Raw genomic sequence first — 14,195 nt, 5'->3', positions numbered from 1 at the left:
GCGCCCCTGACAAACCGCCTACCTGTGCTGGGGAGGGGGTTGCTCCTGGGAGAGGGACAACCCCCTCCCCTTTTTCTGCATGCCTCATCAGGTACCCGCTGAACCTGCGTCAAAGGAACAGTGGTATCGCCAATGACGCCACTCAAACGAGGAGTTTCCTAGGCTGGGCCCATGACCGAGGCCCCACTCGCCCCCGCACACGGTGTCACCAACCTGGATGCACGCACGCCCGGCTCTCCGGACGCCACCCCTTCCCACGGGTCCCAGGCGGCTAACCCGTCTGCCACGCGCCCGCAGCGCAGCGCCCGACCCGTGCGCGTCCAGCGTCACGACCCCACGATGCGCCCCATGCTCGTGACCTGGGAGGCCACCCGCGCCTGCCAGCTCGCCTGCCGTCACTGCCGCGCCGAGTCCCGCCCACTGCGTGACCCCCGTGAGCTCACCACCGACGAGGCCAAGGCCCTCATGGACGAGGCAGCCTCCTTCGGCCAGCCAGCCGTCATCTTCATCATCACCGGCGGCGACTGCTTCGAGCGCCCCGACCTCGCCGAGCTCGCCGCCTACGGCACGGCCGCCGGGCTGCACGTGGCCGTGGCCCCCTCGGGCACGGACAAGCTCAACAAGGACTCCCTGGCGCGCCTGCAGGACAACGGCGTCAACGTCATCTCCCTCTCGCTCGACGGCGCCACCGCCGCCACCCACGACGCCTTCCGCGGCGTCGAGCGCACCTTCGACCGCACCATCGCAGGCTGGGAGGCTGCCCGCGAGCTGGGGATGAAGGTCCAGATCAACTCCGTCGTCGCCCGTCACAACGTCCACGAGCTGCCGGACCTGGCGGCGCTCGTGCGTGAGCACGGTGCCATGACCTGGTCGGGCTTCCTCCTGGTGCCCACCGGCCGCGGCGTGGACCTGGGCTCCCTGAACGCGCAGGAGATCGAGGACGTCCTCAACTGCTTCTACGACATGGGCGAGGCCGTGCCCGCCAAGACCACGGAGGGACACCACTTCCGCCGCGTCTCCCTCCAGCGCTACGTCCTGGCCCAGCGAGGACTCAGCCACGACGAGGTCGTCGAGGCCATGCACCTCGGCCCCCTGTACCACCAGCTGCGTGAGCGGATCGTCGAGCTCGGTCTGGACCACGGTGAGCGACGTCGTCGCCCCCCGATCACCGTCTCCAGCGGCAACGGGTTCATGTTCGTCTCCCACGTCGGGGAGGTGACGCCGTCGGGCTTCCTGGAGAAGAGCGCCGGCAACGTGCGCGAGTCTTCGCTCACCGAGATCTACCGCAGCTCGGAGGTCTTCACCGGTGTGCGGGACACGAGCCTGCTGGAGGGCAAGTGCGGGCGATGCGAGTACAACCGCGTGTGCGGAGGCTCGCGGGCCAGGGCCTACAACACCACTGGCAACCTCCACGCCGAGGAACCACTGTGCGCCTACCAGCCCGGCACCTTCCCCTACGCCGAGGACGTCACGGCGCTTATGCGGTCCATGGCGGGGCGCACCGGTCGGTAGATGGGCAGCCTGCCAGAGGCGGGCCTCGGTCAGCCGTGGCCGCCCAGCAGGCCCTTGCGATCGTGGTTTCACGTGAGAGACCGGCACCTACGACGTGCGTAAGTGCCGGTCTCTCACATGAAACCACGGTTTTGTTGGAAGGGTCGGGGGTGAAGCCGGTGGTGAGGTGACGGTGAGGTGGCGGCGCTCAGCCCTGGAGGGATCCCGGGGTGATGACGGGCAGGACGGACCAGGGGAAGTTGATCCACTTGTCAGTCTCGCGCCAGCAGTAGTCCGGCTCGAAGACCGAACGAGGCTTGCGGTAGATCACGGCCGAGCGGGCATCGACCTGGACGTTCTCCCCGCCCAGGTCCAGGCCCTGGTGGCGCAGCAGCTCCATGACCATCTTGAGGGTCTTGCCGGAGTCCGCGACGTCGTCGACCACGAGCACCCGCTTGCCGGGCAGCTCAGAGGCGTCCATGAGCGGAGGCAGAATGACCGGCTCCTCCAGGGTCTCGCCGATGCCCGTGTAGAACTCCACGTTCATCGACCCCATGGCCTTGACGCCGATCGCGTAGCCGATGGCGCCTGCCGGGATGAGGCCGCCGCGGGCGATGGCGATGATGAGGTCCGGCATCCATCCGGAGGCCACGATCTGAGCGGACAGCTCGCGCTCGGCCTGACCGAACAGCTCCCAGGTGAGCTCCTCGCGGTCGGGGGCAGCCTCGGAGGTGGCGCCGTCGTCAAAAGGGGTACGGGAGGCAGTGGCGTTCGCATCGGTCACCCGGCCAAGCCTACCTGCGTCGAAGGTGTGCGGCTGCGACCAGGCGGGGACCTGCGGGCCCCTGCCCCGGTCCGCCGGCCGCAGCCGCGCACGCTCGGCCGGAGGTGAGAGCGCGAGCCGGGGCCGATACCCTGGGAGCGTGCCCGACTTCCTGCTCCCCGTGGTCGACGTCCTGGCCGCCGCTCCCGTCCTGACCGTCTTCCTCGTCATCGGACTGGGCACGGCAGCGGGCCAGATCCCCTTTGGCCCCATCCGCTTCGGCGCGGCCGGCGCCCTCTTCGTGGGCCTTGCGATCGGTGCGCTCGACCCCCGGCTCGGCGCGGACCTGAGCTTCCTGCGCAGCCTGGGCCTCGGGCTGTTCTGCTACACCGTCGGCATCGGGGCGGGCAACACCTTTTTCCGCGACCTGAGGCGCCAGCTGCCGCTCATGGCTCTGTGCGTGCTGGCGCTGGTGACCGCCGGCGTCACCGGCGCCGGCTACTCCCACCTCACCGGCATCACCCCGGCCATGGACTCCGGCGCCTACGCTGGGGCGCTGACCTCCCCGGTCCTGGACGCGGCGATCGAGGCTGCTGGGAGCCAGGAGCCCGCCGTCGGATACGCCCTGGCCTACCCGGTGGGTGTGGCGGTGGCGATCATCGTCGTCGCCCTCGTCGTCGGGCGGCAGTGGCCGGGCCGGCGCGACCCGCGGCCCGCCTCAGCCGACGGGCTCAAGGCCACCAGCGTTGAGCTGCTGAGGCCGGTCAGGCTGACCGAGATGGAGGCCTTCCGCTCCGGACGCATCCGCATCTCCTACCTGGAGCGCGAGGGGGCGACCCGCGTGGTCACCCCGGGCGAGGAGCTGCTGGCTGGCGACCGCGTGGTCGTCGTCGGCTCTCCGGCGGCGCTCGCGGAGGCGGTGGACGAGCTGGGCTCGGGCATGGACCGCTGCCTGGCCAAGGACCGCACCGCCGTCGATTACCGCCGCCTGACGGTCTCCTCCACCCGCGTGGCCGGGCGGACCATCGAGGAGCTCGACCTGCCCGGACGCTTCCATGGCGTCATCACGCGCGTGCGCCGGGGCGACCTGGACCTGCTGGCCCGCGAGGACCTGGTCCTGGAGCTGGGTGACCGCGTGCTCGCCGTGGTCCCCTCCGAGCAGCTGGAGGCCGCCGCCGACTACTTCGGCGACTCCGAGCGCTCCATCTCCCAGATCGACGCCTTCAGCGTCGGGATCGGGATGGCGCTCGGTGTCCTGCTGGGCCTGGTGGCCATCCCGCTGCCCGGCGGCATCACCCTGCGGCTCGGCGTGGCAGCCGGCCCGCTCGTGGTGGGCATGGTGCTCGGGCGGGTCGGCCGCACTGGCCCCTTCGTGTGGGGGCTGCCTCACGCTGCTAACGCCACCATTCGCCAGCTCGGCCTGCTCTTCTTCCTGGCCGCGATCGGGCTCGCCTCCGGGCCCGACTTTGCCGCTTCTGCCTTCTCGTTGACGGGCCTGGCGGTTGGGGGTCTGGCGGCGCTCATCATCCTGGTCAACGCGGCGATCCTGCTGGGCGGGGCCCGCTGGGTGGGGGTCAGCGCCCCGCGTGCGGCCGGAGGGCTGGCGGGGCTTGTGGGGCAGCCGGCGATTCTGGCCTTCGCCCTGTCTCGGCGCGACGATGAGCGCATCGAGGCCGGTTACGCCACGCTTTTCGCGCTGGCGATCGTGGTCAAGATCGTCATGGTACAGGTGCTCGTGGCGCTGTAGCGAGGTGCGTGTCACAATCCCGGGCGATTCTTACGCGCTGGTCTCGGGAAGGGAGAGATGTCCGCGGTATTCCAGCGTTTGCGGCGGGTGAGGATCGGCCGCTCCGTGGTGCCGGGGGTAGATCGCCCGGGATCGTGACAGCGTCTAGTTCTCGCAACTGGCAAGATGGTCGCCGTGACTTCTTCCTCCAATGTTTCCCAGTGGCGTTCGTGGCTGTGGCGGGTGTGGCCCGGCGTGGTCCTGTGTGGCCTGGTTGCGCTTACGGCCACCACGATCAACGACCACGTCCCCCTGGTCTCAGCCATGCTCGTGGCAATCGTCGCAGGCGTGGCGGCGCGCAACCTGCGCGGGGTTCCGGCTGTTGCCGAGCCGGGGCTCGCTCTGACCGGCAAGACCTTGCTGCGCCTGGGCGTGGTCCTGCTGGGCCTGCGGCTGTCACTGCGGGCGGTGGCGGCGCTGGGCTGGGGAGCGCTTGGCGTCATCGCGCTCACGGTTGTCACGGTCTTTGCTGCCACGGTGTGGGTGGGCCCGCGGCTAGGCGTTGGTCATGCGACCACCGTTCTCACCGCCACCGGCGCTGCGATCTGTGGCGCGGCGGCCGTAGCCGGCATGAGTGCGGTGGTGCGAGCCGATGGCCCAGTGGGTGCCGGCCGAGCAGACACGCGAGCCGCGGGCGGGAAGGGTGCCGCGGGTGAGAGCTTGGACGAGGCGGCCACGACTGCGATCGCCTCGGTGACGTTGTTCGGGACCGTGGCGTTGCTGGTGCTCCCGGTGCTCGTGCGCTGGCTCGGCCTGGAGGCCACGCCCGCCGGGGTGTGGGTGGGAGCCAGTGTGCACGAGGTTGGTCAGGTCGTGGCGGCCGGCGGCCTCATCTCGCCCGAGGCCCTGGACGTGGCCGTGGTGGCCAAGCTTGGGCGCGTGGTTCTGCTGGCCCCGCTCATCGCGGTTGTCGGTGCGCTGGAGGCGCGCCGCGCCGCCCGCCTGAGCGGGCAGGCGGGGGACGGCGATACGTCCAGGCGGTCCGGATTTGCCCGCAATCGCGGCAGCGCGCCGCTCGTGCCCTGGTTCGTCATTGGCTTTGTGGTCAGCGTGCTCCTGCGGACCCTCGGCGAGGGGAGCGTGCCGGTGGCCTGGTTTGAGTGGGGAAGCGCAGTGGCCTCCTTCCTGCTCACCATGGCGATGTTCGCCATGGGGGCGGCGGTGGACCTGCGCCGGCTCGCGCGAGGCGGCGGCCGGGCGCTCGGGCTTGGGGCGGTGGCTGGCGTGGTCTCCGCCCTGGTCTCGTTGCTGGGGGTGTTGGTGCTCGTCCGTTAGGGAATGGTGGCCGGTGAGATAACCAAAGTTCATTGAAAATTAGGAACTACTCACTTGAACTTATCGAAGAAGGCTTCTACCGTGGTGCAGGACACGGGTGTGGGGCCTGCCGGCCCGCACTCCACAATGCACTACAGGAGGCGCACCATGGCCGTTCTCACTATCGGCGACCAGTTCCCCAGCTACGAGCTCACCGCCGTGATCCCCGGCAACCTCAAGGACGTGGACGCCCACCAGCCTGAGGACTACTTCACCACCGTCTCCAGCAACGTCCCCGAGGGCACCTGGCGCGTGGTCTTCTTCTGGCCCAAGGACTTCACCTTCGTGTGCCCCACCGAGATCGCCGCCTTCGGTGACCTCTACGAGGAGTTCAAGGACCGCGACTGCGAGGTCGTGGGCGTGTCCGTGGACAACGAGTACACCCACTACGCCTGGCGTCGCAGCCACGACAAGCTCCAGAACCTGCCTTTCCCCATGGCCAGCGACCTCAACCGCGAGCTGGTTGAGGCCCTGGGCATCAAGCGCGCCACCGGTGAGGCTGACCGCGCCACCTTCATCGTCGACCCGCACAACGTCATCCAGTCCGTCTCCGTGACGGCTGACTCCGTGGGCCGTAACACCGAGGAGATCCTGCGTCAGCTCGACGCCCTCCAGTCCGACGAGCTGTGCGCCTGCAACTGGAAGGCCGGCGCTGCCACCATCGACGCCCTGCACGAGATGGAGGCCTGAGGATGACGATCGCGAACCTGCGCTCGGCCCTGCCCGAGTGGGCCAAGGACCTGTCCCTCAACCTCTCCAGCCTTGTGCGCTCCACGACGCTGACCGAGCAGCAGCAGTGGGGGACCTTCCTCGCCGCTGCAGCCGCCACCCGCAACGAGTCCGTGCTCGTCCAGGTGGCTGAGGAGGCCAAGGAGCACCTGAGTGAGGAGGCTGTGTCCGCTGCGCTCGGTGCCGCCTCGATCATGGCGATGAACAACGTGGCCTACCGTGCTCGCCACTTCCTGGGCGGCGACTACGCCAACGAGCGCATGGGCCTGCGCATGAACATCATCGGGTCCTCCGGCGGGGTCGACAAGATCGACTTCGAGCTGTGGAGCCTGGCGGTGTCCACGATCAACGGCTGCGAGAAGTGCGTGACCGCGCACGACGCCACCGTGCGTGGTGAGGGCCTGAGCACCGAGCAGGTCTGGGAGGCCGTGCGTATCGCGGCGACCGTCCAGGGTGCTGCTCAGGCGATCGAGGTCGTCGAGACTCTCGGCTGAACCTGGCCGGTGCGCGCCGCGCACGAGCATGACGACGGCGGCCGGTGATCTTCTGTGTGAAGGTCATCGGCCGCCGTCGTGCGTTTGCTGCTGCCCCTGGGAGTCTGCCGCTACCCCTCGCCGTCCGCCGCTACCCCAGGGGGTCCCTCGCTACCCTTTGCCGTTCTTCGCTACCCCCTACTGTTCGTCGCTACCCCGTGGCGCGCGCTACGGGGTGGCGGAGGAGGCGAAGGGGTGGCGACGAACGTGGAGGGGTAGCGGTGGGCGCGGTGAGGTGGTGGGGTTGTGTGCCGTGGCGCGTGCTACGGGGTGGCGGAGGAGGTGAAGGGGTAGCGACGGAAGCGGTGGGGTAGCGGAGGTGGCGGTGGGGTGGCGGAGCCGGGAGCCCACGAGCTCAGGCCTGCTGAAGCTCCCGCTCGGCCTCCTGGCGCTCCTGCTCCTCGACCTGCTCCAGGGCGCTCTTCTGGGACAGCGGCACCTCCTTGTAGAACAGGCCGATGACAGCAGTGACGAGGAAGATCGGCACCATCATGAGGAAGATGGGGCTCAGCGCGTCCGCGTAGGCGGTGGTGACCGCCGTGTGGAGAGCGTCAGGCAGCTGGTTGACCAGTGCGGGCGTCAGGGAGGAGGCCGTGTTGGTCCCCTCGAACTGAGCCAGGGCCTGGAGGACCTGCGGGTCCTTGCTTGAGGCCAGCGCGGTCATGTTGGTGGTCAGCTGGCCCGTGAGGTTGTCCGCGAAGGCCACGCCGATCAGTGACGCGCCCAGGGAGACCGCCACCTCGCGGAAGAAGTTGTTCCCGCTGGTGGCCGTGCCAAGGTTGCGCGGCTCGACGTCGTTCTGCACCAGGGTCACCAGGAGCTGGAAGAACAGGCCGATGCCGGCGCCCATGACGAACACGGCCGTCGAGATGTGCCACACCGGGGTGGTGGCGGTGAAGGTGCTCATCCACCACAGGGCGCCCGCGGCGATGAGCGGGCCCACCACCGGGTAGAGGCGGTAACGGCCGGTGCGGGTGACCAGGATCCCAGAGCCGATACCTGCCACGAGCATGCCTACGGTCATGGGGACCAGGAGGAGTCCGGACACGGTCGCGGAGTAGCCGTAGCTCATCTGGAGGTAGGTCGGCAGGTAGAGGTTGGCGCCGATCATCCCGCCCATGGCCAGCATTCCCTGGACAGTGGTGAGGATGAAGGTGCGGTTCATGAGCACGCTCATCGGCAGGATCGGCTCCGCAGCGCGCTTCTCAACCAGCGGCAGGCTGAGCCAGGCGAGCGCGGCCACCACGACCATTGCGATGAGGGCGGGGCTGGTCCACTCCAGCTCGTTGCCGCCGAAGGTGGCCACGAGGACGATGAGGACGGCGCCGAGGTTCATCAGCACCAGGCCCAGCCAGTCGATCTTGGCAGTGAGCTTGTGGGCGGGCAGCTTGAGGACCGCCCACACGGCGATCCAGGCGACGACGCCCAGCGGGAGGTTGACCCAGAAGACCCAGTGCCAGGAGACGGAGTCGGTCAGCCATCCGCCCACGATCGGGCCGAGGATCGAGGCGATGCCGAACATGGCGCCCATGGGGGCCATGTAGGTGCCGCGCACGCGGGGCGGAATGAGGTCACCGGTGATGGCCTGGGAGGAGATTATGAGGCCGCCGCCGCCCAGGCCCTGCAGGGCGCGCCAGGCGATGAGCTGGCCCATGCTGGACGCCGTTCCGCACAGCGCGGAGCCGATGAGGAACAGGGCGATGGCGATGAGGAAGAGGTTCTTGCGCCCCACGAGGTCGCCGAGCTTGCCGTAGACCGGCATGGCGACGGTGACGGCCAGGGTGTAGGCGGTGATGATCCAGGCCATGTGGCTGGCCCCGCCCAGGTCTCCGACGATGGTGGGCAGCGCGGTACCCACGATCGTCTGGTCCAGGGCGGACAGGAACATGACGACGAGCAGCGAGGCGTAGACCGCCCAGAACCGCCGGTCGGGGTGGAAGTCCGGTTCAGCGGCAGGCGTGGCGGCCGCGCTCGCGGAGGTGGCGGTGTCAGTCACGCGAGGTCCTTTCTGTCTGTGAGGTCGAGGTAGCAGCCTGCTGATGGGGAGCCAGGAGCTCCTTGAGGCTGGTGGTGATGAGGGCGACGGCGTCGCTGACCGACTCCAGGTGCCTTGCTGTGTGGCGACGCCGCCCGGAGGCTGGTGCGTCCTCGCCGGCGGGGCAGTCGCTACCCGCCTGGTCCGCCCACAGGTTGATCGCACTCTTGTGCAGGGCCGAGGACAGGGCGGAGGCGGCCAGGACGCGCGGATCGGACAGGTCGGCGTCCAGGCGCCGCGCGATGGCGGCACGGATGACCGAGCTGTACAGGCGCACGTGCTTCTGGAGCTCCAGGGTGAGCTCGGGGTTGTCGCGCAGGACGAGCCGCAGGTTGCGGAAGTCCTCGGGGTCCACGAGCTCGCTGGGGTCGGTGTTGGCGGTCAGCGCCGCCAGGTCGTCCAGCAGGTCTCCGTCCGAGGCGACAAAGCGCTCGATGTCCTCGTGCTCGGGGGAGCTGGGCATGCGGATGAAGAGGTCGGCCTTGGTGGGGAAGTAGTTGAACACGGTGCGCCGTGAGACTCCCGCCGCGGTGGCGACGTCCTCCATCGTGGTGGCCTCGTATCCGCGCTCGGCGGCCAGGCGCAGGGCCGCGGCCTGCAGTGCCTGGCGTGTGCGCCGCGCGCGCTTGGCCCGCAGGTTCGGCTCGCGGGAGGCGGTATCTGATGTCGGAGGCATATGAAGATTCTGCACCCGGTGCAGACTTTGCACTAAGTGCAACAATGTGTGCTGATCGGCACAGGAACCGTGGGAATACCCGGTCGGGTGGGCTGTGGGGGTGAGGATGGAGGCATGCTTGTTGCCTTCTCTGTCTCCCCGTCCACCTCCAGCGCCCCGGACGGCTCTGTGTCCGAGGCGGTGGCCGCCGCTGTGCGCGTGGTGCGCGAGTCCGGCCTGCCCAATGAGACGACGTCGATGTTCACCACGATCGAGGGCGAGTGGGACGAGTGCATGGACGTGGTCAAGCGTGCCTGCCAGGCGGTTGCGGCGGTGAGCCCACGAGTCTCCCTGGTCCTCAAGGCAGACATCCGCCCCGGCTGGGACGGTCAGCTCACGGCCAAGGTTGAGCGGGTCGAGGCTCACCTGCGCGAGCAGGCCTGAGGGCCGAGCCCTCGGGGGTTCCTTAGGCGTTCAGTGCGGCCAGGACGACGGCGGCCGAGCGGGTTGCGGCCTCGTCGGCACCGATGTGGAAGTCCTGCCCGGCCTCGGGCCCGCACAGGTCCGAGACCCCACGCACTGAGGCGAAGGGGATGGAGGCAGCGTGGCACACCTGTGCCAGCGCCGTGGACTCCATATCCGTGCTCACGGCCTGCGGGAAGCGCTCACGCATGTCCTTGACGTTGGCGGCGGTGACGAAGGAGCCGCCGGCCAGCATCTGCGCCACGTGGATCCTGGCCTCAGCAGAGGTGGGCGTGGCCTGGTGCAGGGCCTCCAGGGCGGCACCGGCACGTGCCACGAGCTCGGCGTCCGCGGTAAAGGTTGCGGGCTGGCCGGGAGTCTGGCCGACGGCGTAGCCGAAGGCGGTGGCATCCACGTCCCCGTAGGCCAGCGTCTGGGAGACGCACACGTCCCCGACCTCGATCTCGCGCCCGAGGCCTCCGGTGGTGCCGGCGGAGATGACGAGGTCAGGGGTGACCTGGCTCAGGGTGGTGGACAGTGCGCTCGCGGCCGCGACCAGGCCGATGCCGCTGTGCACCAGGACGAGCTCGCGCGGCTCGGCGCCGTCCTCACGGGCGGGAAGCTCAAGGGACCAGGCCTGGGCGGCGCCCAGGAGGCTGACTGGCTCAGCCTTGTCCACCAGGGGTAGCGCCTCCAGGAAGGGCTGGGCCTCCTCAGGCATGGCGGTGACGACGAGGGCGGCGACGCGGCGGGTGCTCATGGGGCGACCCTACTGGAGGGGTGTGACACTTACTCTTCGCCCTGCGGGCAGGTGGGCCCGAGCTGGCTGACCACCTGGGTGAGGGAGTGGACCGGGCTCGCTTCGCCGTCGTCGACCGGGTGGGACAGAGCTGTGATGACGGCCTCGATGACGTAACGCAGGTACTGGCGCGGGTTGTGGGGCGAGGTGGGTGAGCTGCCGGCCTGAGCCTCCTTGGCGATGGAGTCGAGGAAGAACAGGGCGATGACGTCGGCGATGTTGTGGGCGGGCAGGGAGGGGGTACGTCCCATGCGGGCCAGGACGTCGACGACGACCCCGGACAGCAGGCCGGTGAATTCCTCGCGGGTGGCCAGCGGGATCTCGGGGGAGTCGGGGTGGCGCATGCGGCGCAGGGTGTACTCGGTGGAGATGAGGTAGATCGTGCGCGCCTCGGGGCGGATGAGCTCCAGGACCTCCATGAGGGTCTCGATCGTCATCTCGCCCTCAATCTCCTCCACGGCCTGGGTCACGCGTGTGAGCAGGCGGCGGCCGCGGGCGATCAGGGCCTCGGTGAGAACCTCGTCGAGCGAGGAGTAGTTGGAGTAGAAGGCGCCGCGGGTGAATCCGGCCTGGCTGACGACGTCGTCGATCCGCGCGCCCTCGAAGCCCTTGGCGGCGATGACGGTGGCGGCGGCGTCCACGAGTCGGGCGCGGGTGTTCTCGCGCTTACGAAGCTGAGGCGAGGCCATGGTCCTCCAGGTGCTGGGTGGCTGGTGCCGGAATTGATGTCGGTGGGTAGGGGCAGGGTAGGTCGTGGCACTCATCCGGTGCTCGATGTTTCCGTACGATCATATATCGAGTACAGTTTTGTACGGAAACTTCGTCTGCCCGCTCCTGGGCCTGTCGAGAGGACGCACGTGTCCGCACTGCTGCACAAGGTGGGACGTTGGTGTGCTGAGCACGCCGCGCGAGTGGTTGCTGCCTGGCTCGTCCTGATCGCGGCCCTGGCCGGGGTGGTGGCCCTGACCGGGGCCAACCTCTCCTCCACCTTCACCATTAACAACGCCGAGTCGATGAAGGGCTTGGAGGTCCTGGAGAACCGGTTGCCGCAGGCCGCCGGGACCTCCGAGCAGGTGCTGTTCACCGCCAAGGACGGTGATATCGAGGCACACCGGCAGGCCATCGAGGGCTTTGTCAGTGCCGTGTCCGCCATGGACGGCGTGGCCATGGTCTCCCAGCCCTTCGGCTCTGCGGCGGACGCCGCTAGCGGGACCCCGGCCAGCCCGTCCACGGTCTCCCAGGACGGCGCGCACGCCCTGGCCCAGATCCAGGCGGACACCTCCCTGGGCTCGATCACCTCCGGTACCACCTCCGCGGCCCAGCGCCTCGACGCCCAGATCGAGGAGGCCAAGGCTGCCGCCCAGAAGGCGGACCCGCAGTTGAGGATCCAGGACTCTGGCTCGATCGGGGCCTCGGTGAGCCTGGGGCTGAGCGTGGTCGAGCTCATCGGCGTGGTCATCGCCGCGATCGTCCTGTTCATCACCTTCGGCTCGGTCCTGGCTGCCGGCGCGCCGCTGATCGCTGCCTTCATCGGTGTGGCGGCGGGAATGCTCGGCATCTTCGTGGTGGCCAACGTTGTTGACGTCAACTCCACCACGCCCGTGCTCGCCGTCATGATCGGCCTGGCGGTCGGCATCGACTACGCCCTGTTCATCATCTCCCGGGCCCGTGAGTACCTGGCCCAGGGACTCAGCCCGGCCGAGGCAGCCGGGTGCGCCACGGCGACGGCGGGCAGCGCCGTCGTCTTTGCCGGGACCACCGTGGTCATCGCCCTGTGCGGCCTGGCCGTGGCCCGCATCCCCTTCCTCACGGTCATGGGTGTGGCCTCGGCCTTCGTGGTGGCCTGCGCGGTGCTCGTCGCGCTGACGGTTGTCCCGGCCCTCATCGGGGCACTGGGGAGGAGGCTCCAGCCTGACGCGCGGCGCGCCCGGTGCCAGCGGGAGCGTCAGGCCTCGGGCAGGCCCACCTTTGCCCAGCGGTGGGTGCGTGGGGTCACCCGACACCCGTGGCTGACGGTCAGCGCCGTCCTCGCGGTCCTGGCCGTGGCGGCAGTGCCGATCACCGGTCTCAAGCTCGCCCTGACGGACAACGGCTTCCAGCCTGAGGGCACCGAGCAGCGCGAGACCTATGACGCGATCGCCGCCGCCTACGGGGACGGCTATAACTCCCCCATCGTCGTCATCGCAGACATCACCAACACCACTGACCCGCTGGGCGTCGTGGACACGCTGGCCAAGCACATCTCCCAGATCGACGGCGTGGCAGACATCGCCATGGCCACGCCCAACGAGGACGCCACGCTCGCCCTGGTCCAGATCCGCCCCACCTACGCCCAGACCGACTCGCGCACCGAGGCCGTGGTCCACACGATCCGGGACAACGCCTCCACCTATGAGAAAGACCTGGGGATCACCGAGGTCATGGTCACGGGTCAGACGGCCGTTGCCATTGACGTCTCGCAGTCCCTCAACTCCGCGCTGCTGCCCTTCGGCATCGTGGTGGTGGGCCTGTCCCTGGTCCTGCTCATGCTCGTCTTCCGCTCGATCGCGGTACCGCTGACCGCCACCCTGGGGTACCTGCTGTCCCTGGCGGCGGGAATGGGCGCGGCTGGCGCCGTCTTCGGCTGGGGCTGGCTGGCGGGCCTGCTGGACGTGTCCAAGGTTGGCGCCGTCATCTCCTTCATGCCCGTCATCGTCATGGGCGTCCTGTTCGGCCTGGCGATGGACTACGAGGTCTTCCTCGTCTCGCGGATGCGCGAGGAGTGGATCCACCGCGGTGGACCAGTGGCCCGCGGTGAGCGTGCACGCCAGATCGCTTGCGAGTGCGTGGAGAAGGGCTTCGTCGGCTCAGCCACGGTGGTCACCGCGGCGGCCGTCATCATGACCGCGGTCTTCGCCGGTTTCATCCCGGCTGAGCTTGTTGAGATCAAGCCGATCGCGGTGGCGCTGACCGTCGGTATCGCCGTGGACGCCTTTATCGTGCGCATGACCCTCATCCCGGCGATCATGAGCGCGCTCGGGCCCGCCGCCTGGAGGCTGCCGCGTTGGCTGGAGCGTCAGCTGCCCGTCATCGACGTCGAGGGCGAGGGCCTGGAACGCACCCTGGAGCACGAGGCCTGGGTCGCCGAGCACGGCGAGGTGGTGCTGCGGGCGCAAGGGGTCACCGTCTCTGACAGCGAGGGCGCCGCCCTGTCCGGCCTGGACCTGACGGTGGCCGCTGGGGAGGTCGCGCTGGTGCGTACCGAGCACTCGGTGGCACGGCGCGCGCTGGCGGCGCTCGTGGGAGGACGCCTGCGGCCCAGCGAGGGCCTGCTCGTGGTCGATGACCACGTCCTGCCTGACGGTGCCGCCGCCATCCAGACCGTCACCACCTCGATCCACGCCTATGACGATCCGGTTGCTGAGCACGTCAAGATCGTCGTCGTCGATGACCCGGGTGACCGGCGGTGGAAGCGGGTCGGCGAGCTCGCCGGGCGTGGGGTCGCGGTCATCGTCACCGCCGGCCCGGGCGCACCGCAGGAGGTTCCAGCCGCCAGCGGGGTCACGCTGGCCAGCGTGGTGGAGGTCGACGGCGACGGCGTGGCACGCCTGCGCCGTGCGCCGCAGCGGGTGGCAGCCCCACCACGCAC

General features: G+C 69.4%; 12 protein-coding genes. 7 read left to right on the top strand and 5 right to left on the bottom strand.

What is annotated here, in order from left to right:
• Positions 1 to 171 precede the first annotated feature (171 nt).
• Positions 172 to 1,512, top strand: a complete 1,341-nt coding sequence (locus tag HMPREF0058_RS01165) for a TIGR04053 family radical SAM/SPASM domain-containing protein (RefSeq protein ID WP_006547816.1) — start codon at positions 172 to 174, stop codon at positions 1,510 to 1,512.
• Between the two features lie 187 nt (positions 1,513 to 1,699).
• On the opposite strand, the gene HMPREF0058_RS01160 is transcribed toward HMPREF0058_RS01165, so the two are convergent.
• Positions 1,700 to 2,275 carry a phosphoribosyltransferase gene (locus HMPREF0058_RS01160; RefSeq protein WP_006547815.1) on the bottom strand — a complete coding sequence of 192 codons (576 nt, stop codon included), beginning with the start codon at positions 2,273 to 2,275 and terminating at the stop codon, positions 1,700 to 1,702.
• A gap of 139 nt (positions 2,276 to 2,414) precedes the next feature.
• On the opposite strand from HMPREF0058_RS01160, the gene HMPREF0058_RS01155 reads away from it, so the two are divergent.
• The 4 genes from HMPREF0058_RS01155 to ahpD all read left to right on the top strand — a co-directional run bounded on the left by HMPREF0058_RS01155 (position 2,415) and on the right by ahpD (position 6,577).
• The gene (locus tag HMPREF0058_RS01155) at positions 2,415 to 4,001 is read left to right on the top strand and encodes an aspartate:alanine exchanger family transporter (RefSeq protein WP_006547814.1); all 1,587 of its coding nucleotides are present in this window, start codon (positions 2,415 to 2,417) and stop codon (positions 3,999 to 4,001) included.
• A gap of 165 nt (positions 4,002 to 4,166) precedes the next feature.
• The gene (locus HMPREF0058_RS01150; RefSeq protein ID WP_006547813.1) at positions 4,167 to 5,315 is read left to right on the top strand and encodes a YeiH family protein; all 1,149 of its coding nucleotides are present in this window, start codon (positions 4,167 to 4,169) and stop codon (positions 5,313 to 5,315) included.
• Between the two features lie 147 nt (positions 5,316 to 5,462).
• On the top strand, positions 5,463 to 6,044 hold the full coding sequence (locus HMPREF0058_RS01145) for a peroxiredoxin (protein WP_034236163.1): 582 nt from the start codon (positions 5,463 to 5,465) through the stop codon (positions 6,042 to 6,044).
• A gap of 2 nt (positions 6,045 to 6,046) precedes the next feature.
• Positions 6,047 to 6,577, top strand: a complete 531-nt coding sequence (gene ahpD / locus HMPREF0058_RS01140; RefSeq protein WP_006547811.1) for an alkylhydroperoxidase, AhpD family — start codon at positions 6,047 to 6,049, stop codon at positions 6,575 to 6,577.
• Positions 6,578 to 6,971: 394 nt separating this feature from the next.
• Here the strand turns inward: ahpD and HMPREF0058_RS01135 are convergent, their stop codons facing one another.
• Positions 6,972 to 8,612 carry an MDR family MFS transporter gene (locus HMPREF0058_RS01135; protein WP_006547810.1) on the bottom strand — a complete coding sequence of 547 codons (1,641 nt, stop codon included), beginning with the start codon at positions 8,610 to 8,612 and terminating at the stop codon, positions 6,972 to 6,974.
• Positions 8,605 to 9,327, bottom strand: coding sequence for a TetR/AcrR family transcriptional regulator (locus tag HMPREF0058_RS01130; protein WP_006547809.1), 723 nt, complete (start codon positions 9,325 to 9,327; stop codon positions 8,605 to 8,607). Before HMPREF0058_RS01130 ends, HMPREF0058_RS01135 begins: the two co-directional genes overlap by 8 nt.
• 114 nt (positions 9,328 to 9,441) lie before the next feature.
• Here HMPREF0058_RS01130 and HMPREF0058_RS01125 point away from each other — a divergent pair, with 114 nt between their 5' ends.
• Entirely contained in the window at positions 9,442 to 9,750 is a 309-nt protein-coding gene (locus tag HMPREF0058_RS01125) for a thiamine-binding protein (RefSeq protein WP_006547808.1), read from the top strand.
• A 22-nt stretch (positions 9,751 to 9,772) separates the two neighbouring features.
• On the opposite strand, the gene mtnN is transcribed toward HMPREF0058_RS01125, so the two are convergent.
• Entirely contained in the window at positions 9,773 to 10,528 is a 756-nt protein-coding gene (gene mtnN, locus HMPREF0058_RS01120) for a 5'-methylthioadenosine/S-adenosylhomocysteine nucleosidase (RefSeq protein WP_006547807.1), read from the bottom strand.
• Between the two features lie 29 nt (positions 10,529 to 10,557).
• On the bottom strand, positions 10,558 to 11,256 hold the full coding sequence (locus tag HMPREF0058_RS01115) for a TetR/AcrR family transcriptional regulator (protein ID WP_006547806.1): 699 nt from the start codon (positions 11,254 to 11,256) through the stop codon (positions 10,558 to 10,560).
• Positions 11,257 to 11,424: 168 nt separating this feature from the next.
• Here HMPREF0058_RS01115 and HMPREF0058_RS01110 point away from each other — a divergent pair.
• A partial coding sequence (locus HMPREF0058_RS01110; RefSeq protein WP_081449128.1) for an MMPL family transporter occupies positions 11,425 to 14,195 on the top strand: 2,771 nt, incomplete at its 3' end.

The sequence above is a fragment of the Actinomyces urogenitalis DSM 15434 genome (genome assembly GCF_000159035.1).
In the GTDB taxonomy this organism is placed as follows: domain Bacteria; phylum Actinomycetota; class Actinomycetes; order Actinomycetales; family Actinomycetaceae; genus Actinomyces; species Actinomyces urogenitalis.
This window is presented reverse-complemented; position numbering and strand designations above follow the sequence as displayed.

Excerpts from the sequence above, each read along its gene's own strand:
- HMPREF0058_RS01125 (WP_006547808.1), top strand. The coding sequence starts at position 9,442 with ATGCTTGTTGCCTTCTCTGTCTCCCCGTCCACCTCCAGCGCCCCGGAC.
- HMPREF0058_RS01130 (WP_006547809.1), bottom strand. The coding sequence starts at position 9,327 with ATGCCTCCGACATCAGATACCGCCTCCCGCGAGCCGAACCTGCGGGCC.
- HMPREF0058_RS01145 (WP_034236163.1), top strand. The coding sequence starts at position 5,463 with ATGGCCGTTCTCACTATCGGCGACCAGTTCCCCAGCTACGAGCTCACC.
- HMPREF0058_RS01165 (WP_006547816.1), top strand. The coding sequence starts at position 172 with ATGACCGAGGCCCCACTCGCCCCCGCACACGGTGTCACCAACCTGGAT.
- mtnN (WP_006547807.1), bottom strand. The coding sequence starts at position 10,528 with ATGAGCACCCGCCGCGTCGCCGCCCTCGTCGTCACCGCCATGCCTGAG.
- HMPREF0058_RS01115 (WP_006547806.1), bottom strand. The coding sequence starts at position 11,256 with ATGGCCTCGCCTCAGCTTCGTAAGCGCGAGAACACCCGCGCCCGACTC.
- HMPREF0058_RS01150 (WP_006547813.1), top strand. The coding sequence starts at position 4,167 with ATGGTCGCCGTGACTTCTTCCTCCAATGTTTCCCAGTGGCGTTCGTGG.
- ahpD (WP_006547811.1), top strand. The coding sequence starts at position 6,047 with ATGACGATCGCGAACCTGCGCTCGGCCCTGCCCGAGTGGGCCAAGGAC.